The sequence below is a fragment of the Streptomyces sp. NPDC005303 genome (genome assembly GCF_040607335.1).
Taxonomy (GTDB): domain Bacteria; phylum Actinomycetota; class Actinomycetes; order Streptomycetales; family Streptomycetaceae; genus Streptomyces.
The window spans coordinates 1-13050 of record NZ_JBEXGM010000012.1 but is presented as its reverse complement, the minus strand read 5'-3'; the positions used below and the strand labels follow the sequence as shown (position 1 = coordinate 13050).

General features: G+C 71.0%; 15 protein-coding genes and 1 riboswitch. Of the genes, 7 read left to right on the top strand and 8 right to left on the bottom strand.

Features of this window, described 5'->3' with window-relative positions:
- Position 1: 1 nt before the first annotated feature.
- The 6 genes from ABZT93_RS18920 to ABZT93_RS18895 all read right to left on the bottom strand — a co-directional run bounded on the left by ABZT93_RS18920 (position 2) and on the right by ABZT93_RS18895 (position 5359).
- Positions 2-976: a hypothetical protein gene (locus ABZT93_RS18920; RefSeq protein ID WP_356105794.1), complete on the bottom strand. Its 975-nt coding sequence runs from the start codon at positions 974-976 to the stop codon at positions 2-4.
- 56 nt (positions 977-1032) lie between these two features.
- Positions 1033-1956 carry a methylenetetrahydrofolate reductase [NAD(P)H] gene (gene metF, locus ABZT93_RS18915; RefSeq protein WP_356105792.1) on the bottom strand — a complete coding sequence of 308 codons (924 nt, stop codon included), beginning with the start codon at positions 1954-1956 and terminating at the stop codon, positions 1033-1035.
- A gap of 122 nt (positions 1957-2078) precedes the next feature.
- Positions 2079-2729 carry a thiamine phosphate synthase gene (gene thiE, locus ABZT93_RS18910; protein WP_356105791.1) on the bottom strand — a complete coding sequence of 217 codons (651 nt, stop codon included), beginning with the start codon at positions 2727-2729 and terminating at the stop codon, positions 2079-2081.
- Positions 2730-2823: 94 nt separating this feature from the next.
- Complete coding sequence (locus ABZT93_RS18905; protein ID WP_356105789.1) at positions 2824-3195, bottom strand: Rv2175c family DNA-binding protein; 372 nt, start codon at positions 3193-3195, stop codon at positions 2824-2826.
- Positions 3196-3731: 536 nt separating this feature from the next.
- Complete coding sequence (locus tag ABZT93_RS18900) at positions 3732-4955, bottom strand: FAD-dependent oxidoreductase (RefSeq protein WP_356105787.1); 1224 nt, start codon at positions 4953-4955, stop codon at positions 3732-3734.
- A 32-nt stretch (positions 4956-4987) separates the two neighbouring features.
- Positions 4988-5359: a hypothetical protein gene (locus tag ABZT93_RS18895; protein WP_356105785.1), complete on the bottom strand. Its 372-nt coding sequence runs from the start codon at positions 5357-5359 to the stop codon at positions 4988-4990.
- Between the two features lie 52 nt (positions 5360-5411).
- A riboswitch (TPP riboswitch) is annotated at positions 5412-5524 on the top strand.
- Here ABZT93_RS18895 and thiO point away from each other — a divergent pair.
- The 6 genes from thiO to ABZT93_RS18865 all read left to right on the top strand — a co-directional run bounded on the left by thiO (position 5522) and on the right by ABZT93_RS18865 (position 11403).
- A complete protein-coding gene (thiO, locus tag ABZT93_RS18890) occupies positions 5522-6679 on the top strand; it encodes a glycine oxidase ThiO (protein WP_356105784.1) in 1158 nt (385 codons plus the stop codon). Its footprint overlaps the riboswitch before it by 3 nt.
- Entirely contained in the window at positions 6676-6876 is a 201-nt protein-coding gene (thiS, locus tag ABZT93_RS18885) for a sulfur carrier protein ThiS (protein WP_356105782.1), read from the top strand. The genes thiO and thiS overlap by 4 nt, the downstream gene beginning before the upstream one ends.
- Before the next feature lie 3 nt (positions 6877-6879).
- Positions 6880-7674 carry a thiazole synthase gene (locus ABZT93_RS18880; RefSeq protein ID WP_356105780.1) on the top strand — a complete coding sequence of 265 codons (795 nt, stop codon included), beginning with the start codon at positions 6880-6882 and terminating at the stop codon, positions 7672-7674.
- A 118-nt stretch (positions 7675-7792) separates the two neighbouring features.
- Positions 7793-9730, top strand: a complete 1938-nt coding sequence (pknB, locus tag ABZT93_RS18875; RefSeq protein WP_356105778.1) for a Stk1 family PASTA domain-containing Ser/Thr kinase — start codon at positions 7793-7795, stop codon at positions 9728-9730.
- A gap of 216 nt (positions 9731-9946) precedes the next feature.
- Positions 9947-10810 carry a deoxyribonuclease IV gene (locus ABZT93_RS18870; RefSeq protein ID WP_356105776.1) on the top strand — a complete coding sequence of 288 codons (864 nt, stop codon included), beginning with the start codon at positions 9947-9949 and terminating at the stop codon, positions 10808-10810.
- Positions 10811-10893: 83 nt separating this feature from the next.
- Complete coding sequence (locus tag ABZT93_RS18865; protein ID WP_356105774.1) at positions 10894-11403, top strand: DUF4396 domain-containing protein; 510 nt, start codon at positions 10894-10896, stop codon at positions 11401-11403.
- 3 nt (positions 11404-11406) lie between these two features.
- Here ABZT93_RS18865 and ABZT93_RS18860 read toward each other — a convergent pair whose 3' ends face one another.
- Positions 11407-12039 (bottom strand): sulfite oxidase-like oxidoreductase, encoded by a 633-nt coding sequence (locus tag ABZT93_RS18860; RefSeq protein WP_356105773.1) that lies wholly within the window; start codon positions 12037-12039, stop codon positions 11407-11409.
- Between the two features lie 177 nt (positions 12040-12216).
- On the opposite strand from ABZT93_RS18860, the gene bfr reads away from it, so the two are divergent.
- A complete protein-coding gene (gene bfr, locus ABZT93_RS18855; protein ID WP_030319052.1) occupies positions 12217-12696 on the top strand; it encodes a bacterioferritin in 480 nt (159 codons plus the stop codon).
- Here the strand turns inward: bfr and ABZT93_RS18850 are convergent.
- Entirely contained in the window at positions 12693-12944 is a 252-nt protein-coding gene (locus ABZT93_RS18850; protein ID WP_356105770.1) for a (2Fe-2S)-binding protein, read from the bottom strand. The two genes, bfr and ABZT93_RS18850, sit on opposite strands and share 4 nt — an antisense overlap.
- Positions 12945-13050 lie beyond the last annotated feature (106 nt).

Sequence of the window (13050 nt, the reverse complement as noted above, 5' to 3'; positions counted from 1 at the left end):
GTCAGAAGCGGTACTGCTCGTCGTACCCGTGACCCTGGTTCTGCTGCCCCTGGCCGCTGTTGTCCTGGTAGTACTGCTGCTCCTGCGGGAGTTCGCCGCCGTAGGGCTCGTCAGTGCGCTGCTGCGGCACCCACACCCCGCCCGCCGGGGTCTCGCCGCCGTACGTCCCGCCGTACTGGTCGTAGCCCTGCTGGACGAACTGCTGCTGACCGCCGTAGGAGGTGTCGTACGACCCCGTCCCGTAGGTCTGGGTGCCGATGTACGGGTCGGAGTAGGCGGCGTACTGCTGCTGTCCGGCCGGGTCGTAGCCGTACTGCTGCTGGTCGTAGCCGGTGTAGCCGTCGTAGCCGTAGCTCTGGTCGGCGGCGGCTGTCGCGTACTGGTCCTGGGCCTGGCCCGCGGCGGCGTAGGACTGGTCACCGGCGTACGAGGAGTCGTTGTACACGCCGTAGGAGCCGGTGTCGTCGGGCAGGGGCAGGGGCTCGTAGACCGCGGTCGCCTCGGTGGCCGCGGGGGCGGCGGAGCGCGCGGGCGTGAAGACGTCGTCGCGGTCGTAGTCCTCGTGGCCGAAGCCTGCGGTGTCCGGCCGGGCCTGGTCGTACCCGGTCTCCTCGCCGTAGGCCGCGTCACCCCGCTCCAGGTCGGAGGCCTCCGGGGCGGCTTCCTCGTGGCCGCGCTCCCGGCGGCTCTTCTTGCCGCCGGTCAGACCACCCAGCGCGGCCGGCGGGTTGACCGCCCAGCCCTGCTCGAAGCCGCGGCGGAACGACAGGGTGACGTAGGTCTGGCCGACCGCGAAGGCGATCGCGCCCAGCCCGATGACGATCACCTGCGACATCAGCACGCCGAGGACCACGCCGAGGAAGCCGACGAAGGCGAGCAGCCGCCAGCGCAGTCGCGCCTTGTACTGCAGCAGTACCTCGCCGAGCAGCCACAGCGCGACAAATCCGAACGCGATGTAGAGGACCGTCCAGCCCATGTACGCCCCTCTCCCAGTGACCGCTACGCAGTGTGTCGTATATCCGTGCGGCCGGTCTAGGCCTGCGGTCGATGGTGCAGACCCAGGTTTTCGTAGATTTCCAGCGTCGCCGTGGAGTTGTTGAGCGTGATGAAGTGCAGTCCGGGCACTCCCTCGGACAGCAGCCGTGCGCAGAACTCCGTGGCGAACTCGATTCCGATTGAGCGTACAGCGGTCGGATCGTCCTTTGCTGTGAGGATCCGCTCTTTCAGGACGGAGGGGATGCTCGCGTTGCTGAGCTGCGGGAGGCGCTCCAGCATCCGCACGCTGGTCACGGGCATGACCTCGGGAATGACGGGGGTCTCGCAGCCGGCCGCGTGGACTCGGTCACGCAGCCGCAGATAGGACTCCGGCTGGAAGAACATCTGGGTGATGGCGTAGTCGGCGCCCGCGCGGCACTTGTCGACGAAGCGCGCGACGTCGGTGTCCCAGTCGGCGGAGCGCGGGTGCATCTCCGGGAAGGCGGCGACACCGACACAGAAGTCGCCCGACTCCTTGATGAGCCGGACGAGTTCGGCGGCGTAGGTCAGGCCCTGCGGGTGGGCGAGCCAGTCGCCCATGGGGTCGCCGGGCGGATCGCCGCGCACGGCCAGGATGTTGCGGATCCCGGCGTCGGCGTACTGGCCGATGATGTTGCGCAGTTCCGCGATGGAGTGGTTGACCGCGGTGAGGTGGGCGACCGGGGTCAGGGTGGTGTCCGCGACGATCTGCTGGGTCTCCTTGACGGTGCCCGCGCGGGTGGAGCCGCCGGCGCCGTAGGTGACGGACACGAAGTCCGGGGCGACCGCCTCGACCCTCCTGAGCGCGCTCCACAGGTTCCGCTCACCCTTGGGGGTCTTCGGCGCCGAGAACTCGAAGGAGTACGTCGTCTTGCCCGCGGCGAGCATGTCACGCACGGTGCGTGCGCGGTCAGTCCTGGTGGATGCGGTTCCTAGGGCCATACCGGCAGGTTAGCCAGGGGGCGGCGGTCACCCAACCAGATCAGGGAAATTTGCCCGGTTTGTCGACTTGTTGTCCACCCCTCGGACACCGGGCCGATCATGCGACCGTCACGGTCGGCCGGTCACCGCGTGTCACGCAGGCGCTTGGCGAACTCCGCGGCGGCCGCGCCCGGATCGTCCGCCTCGGTGATCGCCCGGACGACCACGACCCGGCGGGCGCCGGCCTCCAGGACCTCGTCGAGGTTGCCTAGGTCGATGCCGCCGATGGCGAACCAGGGGCGGTCGGTGCCGAGGGCGGCGGTGTACCGGACCAGGTCGAGGCCGGGGGCGTGCCGGCCGGGCTTGGTGGGGGTCGGCCAGCAGGGGCCGGTGCAGAAGTAGTCCACACCGTCCTGCACGGCGGCCGCGGCGGCCTCCGCCTCGGCGTGGGTGGAACGGCCGATGAGGACGTCGCCGCCGAGGATCGCTCGGGCGGCGGGGACGGGCAGGTCGCCCTGGCCCAGGTGGAGCACGTCGGCACCGGCCGCGTGGGCGACGTCGGCCCGGTCGTTGACCGCGAGCAGCCTGCCGTGCCGCGCGCAGGCGTCGGCGAGGACCTGGAGGTGTTCCAGTTCCTCGGCCGCCTCCATGCCCTTGTCCCGCAGCTGCACGATGTCGACGCCACCGGCCAGGACCGCGTCCAGGAACTGGGCGAGGTCGCCCTGGCGCCTGCGGGCGTCCGTGCACAGGTAGACGCGGGCGTCGGCGAGCTGGGTGCGGGCGGTGTCGGGCATGCGTGTGTCTCCCCCGGGTTCGGTGGCGTACGGGCCGTGCTGGACCGTGGCCGTGGCCTCGGCGGTCACGGCCCGTACGCCGATGCTGTTCGATTCAGACGGCAAGCGCCTGGGCCCGGCGCTTCACCTCCGTGCCGCGATTCTCGCTCAGGGCCTGCGCGGGGGTGCCGGGCAGGCTCTCGTCGGGGGTGAAGAGCCACTCCAGCATCTCTTCGTCGGAGAAGCCGTCGTCCCTGAGGAGCGTCAGGGTCCCGGTCAGGCCCTTGACGACCTTCTGCTCGGCCCCGTCGATGAAGGCGGCGGGGACGTGCAGTGCGCGGTTCTCACCGCGGCGTACGGCGATGAGCTGGCCATCCTTGACCAGCTGCCGCACACGCGTCACCTCGACGTCGAGCATCTCTGCGATGTCGGGGAGGGTGAGCCAGGCGGGGACGAGAGCATCGATCTTTGCGTCAATCTCGGTCACGGGATTAAGCGTGCCATCCCGCACTGACAGTCGGAAGCCGGGGCGCCTCCACGGGTGGCAGAGGGGTGTACCGCGGGGCGCCCACGCCTTCCCTCCACGGCGGGAAGAAGCGGCGGAACGGGCCACCCGAGACCCACCGAGACGCCTCCGGCCGGCGGCAACCGGGTGTACCACCGGCAGCCGGCGACCGGGTGTACCACCGACCGCCGCCGGACCGCCGACTCTTCCGTCGCATCGGGAAGAAGCGCTGGGTCGGCCGCCACGCCTCCGGCATAGGCCTGTGTGTCGGCCGGCCGTGGCTCGCGGTCTTCGGGGCTCCACCGGGCATCGATGCCGTGGGACGGCTCGCCGTGACGGCTGGAACAGGCCGTCGGACGGAGCGTGAAAGGCCACCCGCGCCCCGGCCGCCGCCCAGGGACGACGACCGCCACAGCCCTCGGGGGCGGCTCACCAACCCGACGGAAACAGCCGCCGGACGGGAGTGTGGGAGGCCACCCGCGGCCCGGCCGTCACCCGGGGGGCGACGGCCGGGCCGTCTACGCCGTCGCCGCCTTCAGCGGCCTCGCCGGGTCCACCAGCAGGGCCGGGTCCATCGCCGTGCCCGCCTCGATGAGGCGTCGTCCCTGGGCCAGATCCCGGGGGCGGCCCACCGCAAGGAGGGCCACCAGGCGGTTCTCGCGCAGCCAGCACACCGTCCAGGCGGGACCGGACGGCTCGCCGCGCCACAGGGTCGTGTCGGCGGAGGCGTGGTGCCCGGCGTACTGGACGAAGCGGCCGAACTGCTCGGACCAGAAGTACGGGACCGGGTCGTAGACCGTGGGGGTCTCGCCCAGGATGTCGGCGGCCACCGTGCGGGGGCCCTGCAGGGCGTTGTCCCAGTGGTGGACCAGCAGGCGCTCGCCGTACCTCCCCGAGGGGAAGGAGGCGCAGTCGCCGACCGCGTAGACGTCCGGCACGGAGGTGCGCAGGCGCTCGTCGGCGACGACCTCGCGGTGGGGGGCGCCGAGTTCGATGCCCGAACCGGCGAGCCAGGCCGTGGCGGGCCGGGCGCCGATACCGACCAGGACGGCGCCCGCGGGCACCCGGGAGCCGTCGTCCAGGACGACCGCGCCGGGCTCGACACGCTCCACGCGCGCGCGTGTGCGCAATTCGGCGCCCGCGTCGGCGTACCAGGAGGTCATCGGTGCCGCCACCTCGGCGGGCAGCGCGCCCGCGAGGGGCCGGTCGGCGGCTTCCACGACCGTCACCGCGCAGCCCGCCTCGCGCGCGGCGGTGGCGAACTCGGCGCCGATCCAGCCCGCGCCGACGACCACGATGTCGTGCTGGCCGACCAGGACGGGGCGCAGTCGCTCGGCGTCGTCCAGGGTGCGCAGCAGATGCACGCCGGGCACACCCTCCGTGCCGGGCAGCCGGATCGGTTCGGCGCCGGTGGCGAGGACCAGGACGTCGTACGGCAAGGGCCCGGCCTCGGTGTCCAGTTCGTGCGCTTCGGGGCGCACCCCCGACACCTCGCGGCCCAGCAGCAGTTCGATGCCGAGGGCCTCGAAGTCCACGTCGAAGGCGGAGCCCTCGGCCTTGCCCAGCAGTACGGCCTTGGAGAGCGGCGGACGGTCGTACGGCTGATGGGGCTCCGCGCCGATGATCGTGACGGTTCCGGAGAAGCCCTGTTCGCGCAGGGCGACCGCGGTCTGCACCCCGGCCATGCCCGCGCCGACCACGACCACCCGCCGCTGCGCCCGCGCCTGCGTCTGCTCGCTCATTTGATCACCATAGTCAACTGACAAACAGTCAGTCAGGAGTCATGCGCCGTGACCTGCTGCACAACCTCGTTCACCTGTTCCACCACACTCGTCCCGCTGCCCGTCTGAGACTCCCACTCCCACGTCTCCTCCAGCCGCACCCGGCCGTCGGCAAGCTCCACGACGGTCGAGACACAGTGCCCGGAAGATGTCGTTCCGTCGCGCTTGAGCTGGACGTACCGGAAGTCGAGGCGGTCCCCCGCGCGCGTGCCGACGAGATGTCCGCGTACGACGTCACCGCCCGCGTACTCGGCCCAGATCTCCCCGTCCTTCTCGTGGTAGGTGAACCGGGTCCGCGTACCCACCTGCCCTGGGGCCTGATCGGCCACCGGGGCGAGGACGAGGCCGTCGAGCGAGCGGGGCATGGTGGAAGGCTCCCTTACAGAGGCGCGCGGGCACGGGCTAGGGTGGCCAACGTAGAGCACTCGCGGGAGCCCGGACGCACCGGGCTGAGAGGGAGGCTGGGCGGCCTCCGACCGTACGAACCTGATCCGGGTCATGCCGGCGAAGGGAGGGGCTGGACGCCCATGTCCTCACGTACGTCAGACGTCCTCGTCGTCGGGGGCGGCATCATCGGCCTGGTCACGGCCTGGCGGGCCGCTCAGCGCGGTCTCACCACGGCCGTGCTGGACCCCGAACCGGGCGGCGGGGCCGCCCAGGTGGCCGCCGGGATGCTGGCCGCGGTCACCGAACTGCACTACGGCGAGCAGACCCTGCTGAGCCTGAACCTCGCCTCCGCCCACCGCTATCCCGGCTTCGCGGCCGAACTCACCGAACTGACCGGCCTCGACCTGGGCTACCGCCGGTGCGGCACGCTCGCCGTCGCCCTGGACGCCGACGACCGCGCTCATCTTCGCGAACTGCACGCGCTGCAGAGGCAGTCGGGTCTGGAGTCGGAGTGGCTGTCCGGCCGGGAGTGCCGACGCCTGGAGCCGATGCTCGCGCCGGGCGTGCGGGGCGGGCTGCGGGTGGACGGCGACCACCAGATCGATCCGCGCCGCCTCACGCGCGCGTTGCTGGCCGCCTGCGAGCGGGCGGGTGTGATGTTCCACCGCACTTGGGCGCAACGTCTGCGTGTCGCAGGGGACCGGGCCGCCGGGGTCGCCACCACGGACGGCGAGGAACTGGGCGCGGGCCAGGTGGTGCTCGCCGCCGGGAGCCTCAGCGGCCGCCTGGAAGGGGTCCCGCAGGCCCTCCTGCCTCCCGTGCGGCCCGTGAAGGGGCAGGTGCTGCGCCTGACCGTGCCTCCGCGCCTCGCGCCCTTCCTGAGCCGTACCGTGCGAGCCGTCGTGCGCGGCAGCCAGGTCTACCTGGTGCCGCGCGAGAGCGGCGAGCTGGTCATCGGCGCGACCAGCGAGGAGCTGGGCTGGGACACGACGGTGACCGCGGGCGGGGTGTACGAACTGCTGCGGGACGCGCACGAACTGGTCCCCGGCATCACCGAGCTGCCGCTGACGGAGACCCGCGCGGGGTTGCGTCCCGGCTCCCCGGACAACGCCCCGCTGCTCGGCCCGACGGAACTGCCCGGCCTCCTGCTGGCCACCGGGCACTACCGCAACGGTGTGCTGCTGACGCCGGTCACCGGGGACGCGATGGCACACGCCCTGACGACCGGTGAACTGCCGGAGGTGGCCCGCCCGTTCACCCCGAGGCGGTTCCTGGAGTCCGTGGAGCAGCCGGCATGAACATCTCCGTCAACGGGGAGCCGCGCCGGTTCGCTCCCGGCACGGCTCTCGACGCCGTCGTGCGGGCGCTGACGCCGGCGCCCTCCGGAGTGGCCGCCGCGCTCAACGAGACCGTCGTCCCGCGCGCGCAGTGGCCCTCGACGCCCCTCTCCGAGGGAGACCGCGTGGAAGTCCTCACCGCCGTCCAAGGAGGCTGACCCATGGCCGACGATCCCTTCGTCATCGCTGGTACGTCCTTCTCGTCCCGGCTGATCATGGGCACGGGCGGGGCGCCCAGCCTGGAGGTGCTGGAGCGGGCGCTGGCCGCCTCCGGCACGGAGCTGACGACGGTCGCGATGCGCCGGGTGAACCCCTCGGTGCACGGCTCGGTGCTGTCCGTGCTGGAGAAGCTCGGCATCCGGGTGCTCCCGAACACGGCGGGCTGCTTCACCGCCGGAGAGGCCGTCCTGACCGCCCGCCTCGCGCGTGAGGCGCTCGGCACCGACCTGGTCAAGCTGGAGGTCATCGCGGACGAGCGCACCCTCCTGCCGGACCCCATCGAGCTCCTGGACGCGGCGGAGACCCTGGTGGACGACGGCTTCACGGTGCTGCCGTACACCAACGACGACCCCGTGCTGGCCCGCAGGCTGGAGGACGTGGGCTGCGCGGCGATCATGCCGCTCGGCTCCCCGATCGGCTCGGGCCTCGGCATCCGCAACCCGCACAACTTCCAGCTGATCGTCGAGCACGCGCGCGTGCCGGTGATCCTGGACGCGGGGGCGGGCACGGCGTCGGACGCGGCACTGGCGATGGAACTGGGGTGCGCGGGTGTGATGCTCGCCTCAGCGGTGACGCGGGCGCAAGAGCCGGAGCTGATGGCGCACGCGATGCGGCATGCGGTGGAGGCGGGGCGGCTGGCCTACCGGGCGGGACGCATCCCCCGGCGGCATTTCGCCGAGGCGTCGTCGCCGGTGGAGGGCAGGGCCGTACTGGATCCGGAACGTCCGGCATTCTGAACACACGTTCGACCTGGGACACGACCAGGTGCGACCTCCGTCACAGGTCAGCTGCAGTACGGCCGCCAAATCCGCCGAACCGGATGGACTGTCGGCGGCGGCTCGTAGACTCGCCTGCGTGGATACGACCCTTCAGGACCCGCTGGTCGGGCAGGTGCTCGACGGCCGCTATCGCGTGGACGCGCGGATCGCGGTCGGCGGGATGGCCACGGTCTACCGGGCCCTGGACACCCGTCTGGACCGCGTGCTCGCGCTCAAGGTGATGCACCCCGCGCTCGCCGCGGACGGGACCTTCGTCGAGCGGTTCATCCGGGAGGCCAAGTCCGTCGCCCGGCTCGCCCACCCCCACGTCGTGCAGGTCTTCGACCAGGGCACCGACGGGTCGTACGTCTACCTCGCCATGGAGTACGTCGCCGGCTGCACCCTGCGTGACGTGCTGCGCGAGCGCGGGGCCCTGCAGCCGCGCGCCGCCCTGGACATCCTGGAGCCGGTCCTGGCCGCACTCGGCGCCGCGCATCGCGCCGGTTTCGTGCACCGGGACATGAAGCCGGAGAACGTCCTGATAGGGGACGACGGCCGGGTCAAGGTCGCCGACTTCGGTCTGGTGCGGTCCGTGAACACCGTGACCAGTACCACCGGAGCCGTCCTCGGGACGGTGTCCTACCTCTCACCCGAGCAGATCGAGCAGCCGGGCGCCGCCGACGCCCGCGTCGACGTGTACGCGTGCGGTGTCGTGCTGTACGAGATGCTGACCGGCAGCCAGCCGCACGAGGGCGACTCCCCCGCCATAGTCCTCTACAAGCACCTCCACGAGGACGTCCCGCCCCCCTCGGCCGCGGTCCCGGGACTGCCGTACGAACTGGACGAGCTGGTCGCCTCGGCCACCGCCCGCACCCCGGACCTGCGCCCGTACGACGCCGTGGCACTGCTCGCGCAGACCCGCGAGGCCCGTGACCGGCTGAGCGCCGACCAGCTGGACGCGGTGCCGCCGCAGGCGCTCACCGCGGACTATGCGGGCGCCGAGAACCGTACGAGCGTGATCCCGCGCACCCTGACCGTGCCCCGTCTGCTGCCGGTCAACGAGGACGAGCCCGAGCCGGGGTATCACCGCACCAGCGTCCTGGAGAGCCCCGCGCCCCCGCCGTCCCGGCGTGACCGCTCCTCCGGCGGTACCCGGCGCGGCCCGCTCCTGATCGTCGCCGCGGTCCTGCTGGCCCTCGGGCTCGGCGCGGGCGTCTGGTACATCAACTCCGGCCAGTTCACCCGGGTCCCGTCCCTGCTGTCGAAGACCGAGGCCCAGGCCCGGGACCGGCTGGAAGGGGCCGGACTGGAAACCGGGAAGATCACCTACGCCTACAGCGACACCGTCAAGCGCGGCACCGTCATCAGCACGGACCCGGGGATGGGCGCCCGGATCCGGAACCACGACTCCGTGTCGATCACCGTCTCCAGGGGGCCGCAGACGGTGAAGGTGCCCGACGTGGACGGCTGGGTGCTGGGCAAGGCGAGAGCCCGGCTGAAGACGGACGGACTGGAGCCGGGCATGGTCACCCGGGAGTTCAGCGAGGACGTCCCGAAGGGGTCCGTGATCAGCACCGATCCCGAGGCCGGCACCACGCTGCACGCCGGCTCGGCGGTCGCGTTCACCGTCAGCAAGGGCGCCCCGGTCGATGTCCCGGACGTCACCGGCGAGGACCTGGCCGACGCCAAGGCCGATCTGGCGGAGGCCGGCCTGAAGGTCGAGGTCGCCACCACCCGGGTCAACTCCGAGTACGACGCCGGCCAGGTCGCCAAGCAGACCCCGGCCGCCGACGGTCAGGTGGCCGAGGGCGAGACCGTCACGCTGACGATCTCCAAGGGCCCGGTGATGGTCGAGGTCCCGGACGTCACGGGCGACAGCGTGGACGACGCCAAGTCCGAACTGGAGGATGCGGGCTTCCAGGTCGACGAGGACCGGGGTCTGCTCGGCCTGTTCGGCGACACGGTGAAGAAGCAGTCGGTGGAGGGCGGGGACACGGCTCCCAAGGGTTCGACCATCACGATCACCATTCGCTGACGGACGCGCGGCGGGGGCGCCGGGTTCGGTTGTCGGGCGAGTGCGAGTCCGTCGTGGCTGGTCGCGCGGTTCCCCGCGCCCCTGGGGAGTTGCAGTCCTGACAACGCAATGGGCGCCCCCACACTCAGGGGCGCGGGGAACCGCGCCAAGCGCCCGCCCCCACCGAACCCTCACCCGCCATCACCCCAGCGCCGCGGGCAATGGCACCCTTGACCAGTGACAACTCAGCGCAACCCCGTCGGCGGCCACGTCCCGGTGGCCGGCGGCCTTCACTCGGTGGGCCTGTCGTACGCCCAGGACCTCGACGCCGAGACCGTGCAGGTCTTCGTCGCCAATCCGCGCGGCTGGGCCACCCCGGTCGGGAACCCCCGCCAGGACGAGGCGTTTCGCGAGGTCTGCGCGGACCGGGCGATCCCGGCGTATGTCCACGCCCCCTACCTCATCAACTTCGGCTCGCACACCGAGGCGACCGTGGAGAAATCGGTCGACTCACTGCGGCACTCCCTGCGACGCGGGCGTGAGATCGGCGCGCTCGGCGTGGTCGTGCACACCGGCAGCGCGACCGGCGGCCGGGACCGTTCAGTGGCTCTGAAGCAGGTCCGCGAGCACCTGCTCCCGCTGCTCGACGAGCTCACCCATGACGACGACCCGTTCCTGCTCCTGGAGTCGACGGCCGGCCAGGGCTTCTCGCTCTGCTCACGGACCTGGGACTTCGGCCCGTACTTCGAGGCCCTGGACGCCCACCCGAAGCTGGGCGTCTGCCTCGACACCTGTCACATCTTCGCCGCCGGCCACGACCTGACCGGCCCGAGCGGCATGCACCAGACGCTCGACCTGCTGGTGGACACGGTCGGCGAGGGCCGCCTGAAGCTGATCCACGCCAACGACTCCAAGGACGTCGTCGGCGCCCACAAGGACCGCCACGAGAACATCGGCGCCGGCCATATCGGCGAGGACCCGTTCCGCGCCCTGATGACCCACCCCGCCACCGAGGGCGTCCCGCTGATCATCGAGACACCCGGCGGCAAGGAGGGCCACGCGGCGGACGTGGAGCGACTGAAGAAACTCCGCACCCTGTGAGGAGAACTCCGTTGAGGAATACCCCTAGGGGGTATACGGTTCCTGTCAGTCACAGGAACCGTCATCCGAGCATGGGGGCTTTCATGGATCACGAGGCGCACATACACCAGCACGGGACACACGAGCATCAGCACGAGGCACCGGCCGCCCCCACCGCCACGTGGGCCGTCGCCGTCCAGGCCACCCTGCACTGCCTCACCGGCTGCGCCATCGGCGAGGTGCTCGGCATGGTCATCGGTACCGCGCTGGGCTGGGGCAACCTGCCGACCACCGTGCTGGCGATCGTGCTGGCCTTCTTCTTCGGCTACTCCCTCACCCTGCGCGGAGTACTGAAGACCGGCATGGGCTTCCGGGCCGCGCTGCGGGTGGCACTGGCCGCCGACACCCTGTCCATCGCCGTGATGGAGCTGATCGACAACGGCGTGATCGTCCTGTGGCCGGACGCCATGGACGCGAAACTCACCGACCTGCTGTTCTGGGCGTCGCTGGCGATCTCGCTGGCCATCGCGTTCGTCGTCACCGTGCCGGTCAACAAGTGGATGATCGGCCGCGGCAAGGGGCACGCCGTGGTGCACCAGCATCACGGCCACTGAGCATCACAGCTCGGGGCCGTCCTCCGGACCCTCCTGGTAGGAGTACCGCTGTTCCTTCCAGGGGTCGCCGACGTTGTGGTAGCCGCGCTCCTCCCAGAACCCGCGCCGGTCGGCGGTCATGTACTCCACGCCACGGACCCATTTGGGGCCCTTCCAGGCGTACAGATGGGGGACGACCAGCCGGAGCGGAAACCCGTGCTCCGCGGTGAGCAGCTCGCCGTCCTTGTGGGTGGCGAAGATCGAGCGCTCGGAGGCGAAGTCCGCGAGCCGGAGGTTGGAGCTGAAGCCGTACTCGGCCCAGACCATCACATGGGTGACCGTCGGCGCGGGCGGGGCGATCTCCAGGATGGTACGGGCGGGAATGCCGCCCCACTCGGCGCCGAGCATGCTGAACTTCGTCACACAGTGCAGGTCACCCACGACGGTGGCGTACGGCAGAGCCGTGAACTCCTCGTGGTTCCAGCAGTGCTTCTCGTCGTCCGCGGTGGCGCCGAAGACCCGGAACTCCCAGCGCTCGGGCCGGAACTTGGGGACCGGGCCGTAGTGCGTGACCGGCCACCCGCGCTGCAGTCGCTGCCCCGGCGGAAGCTCGGAGTACGCCGCTTCTCCACTCTCCCGCTCCACCGGCTGACCCATGCCTTCCATCCTGACAGACCCGAGGCGATGCGCCTGACCAGCCCCCGCCCCGCACATCCCAAATCGGACTAAGCATGCCCTAACTTACTAAGTGAAGACTTACTGGACGATCTTCTTCGCCGGTGCGAGGATGCGGCGCAGCCTGCCAGTTCCCCACGGTTGGAAGGAGCCTCTGCGATGCAGGGCGACCCCGAGGTCATCGAATTCCTCAACGAGCAGCTCACGGGCGAGCTCACCGCGATCAACCAGTACTTCCTGCACGCGAAGATGCAGGAGAACTTCGGCTGGACGAAGCTCGCGAAGTACACGCGCCACGAGTCGTTCGACGAGATGAAGCACGCCGAGGTCCTCACCGACCGCATCCTCTTCCTGGAGGGGCTGCCGAACTACCAGCGGCTGTTCCACGTGCGGGTGGGCCAGACCGTCAAGGAGATGTTCGAAGCTGACCGGCAGGTCGAGGTGGAGGCCATCGACCGCCTCAGGCGCGGTATCGAGGTGATGCGCGCCAAGGGTGACATCACCTCGGCGAACATCTTCGAGTCGATCCTCGCGGACGAGGAGCACCACATCGACTATCTCGACACACAGCTGGAACTTCTGGAGAAGCTCGGTGAGGCGCTGTACATCGCGCAGCTGATCGAGCAGCCGGAGAGCTAGGCGGCTTCTTCGAGCTCCGCGGCGCCGGGGAACTCCGCGAGGACCGACCGGTCCTGGTCGGCCGGGTCCCTGCGCGGGACGGCGCCCCGCCCGAGAATGGCCTGGATACGACGGACACACGAGCCGCAGTCGGTGCCCGCCTTGCAGGCGGAGGCGATCTGGCGGGGTGTGCAGGCTCCACTGTCCGCGTGCTGCCGGACCTGTGCCTCGGTCACGCCGAAGCAACTGCAGACGAACACACGGATCACCTCCCGCCGAGATCAATAAGGCTAACCTAACCTTACCCGGCGCTCAGAGACCACAAAAGTGGAGTGGGGGGGGGGGGGCGTGGGGTTTCGTGGGCACGCTCCACCG

Bases quoted from the DNA above. Each gene is read 5' to 3' on its own strand.
- ABZT93_RS18920 (WP_356105794.1), bottom strand. From the start codon at position 976: ATGGGCTGGACGGTCCTCTACATCGCGTTCGGATTTGTCGCGCTGTGG.
- metF (WP_356105792.1), bottom strand. From the start codon at position 1,956: ATGGCCCTAGGAACCGCATCCACCAGGACTGACCGCGCACGCACCGTG.
- thiE (WP_356105791.1), bottom strand. From the start codon at position 2,729: ATGCCCGACACCGCCCGCACCCAGCTCGCCGACGCCCGCGTCTACCTG.
- ABZT93_RS18900 (WP_356105787.1), bottom strand. From the start codon at position 4,955: ATGAGCGAGCAGACGCAGGCGCGGGCGCAGCGGCGGGTGGTCGTGGTC.
- ABZT93_RS18895 (WP_356105785.1), bottom strand. From the start codon at position 5,359: ATGCCCCGCTCGCTCGACGGCCTCGTCCTCGCCCCGGTGGCCGATCAG.
- thiO (WP_356105784.1), top strand. From the start codon at position 5,522: ATGTCCTCACGTACGTCAGACGTCCTCGTCGTCGGGGGCGGCATCATC.
- thiS (WP_356105782.1), top strand. From the start codon at position 6,676: ATGAACATCTCCGTCAACGGGGAGCCGCGCCGGTTCGCTCCCGGCACG.
- ABZT93_RS18880 (WP_356105780.1), top strand. From the start codon at position 6,880: ATGGCCGACGATCCCTTCGTCATCGCTGGTACGTCCTTCTCGTCCCGG.
- ABZT93_RS18865 (WP_356105774.1), top strand. From the start codon at position 10,894: ATGGATCACGAGGCGCACATACACCAGCACGGGACACACGAGCATCAG.
- ABZT93_RS18860 (WP_356105773.1), bottom strand. From the start codon at position 12,039: ATGGGTCAGCCGGTGGAGCGGGAGAGTGGAGAAGCGGCGTACTCCGAG.
- bfr (WP_030319052.1), top strand. From the start codon at position 12,217: ATGCAGGGCGACCCCGAGGTCATCGAATTCCTCAACGAGCAGCTCACG.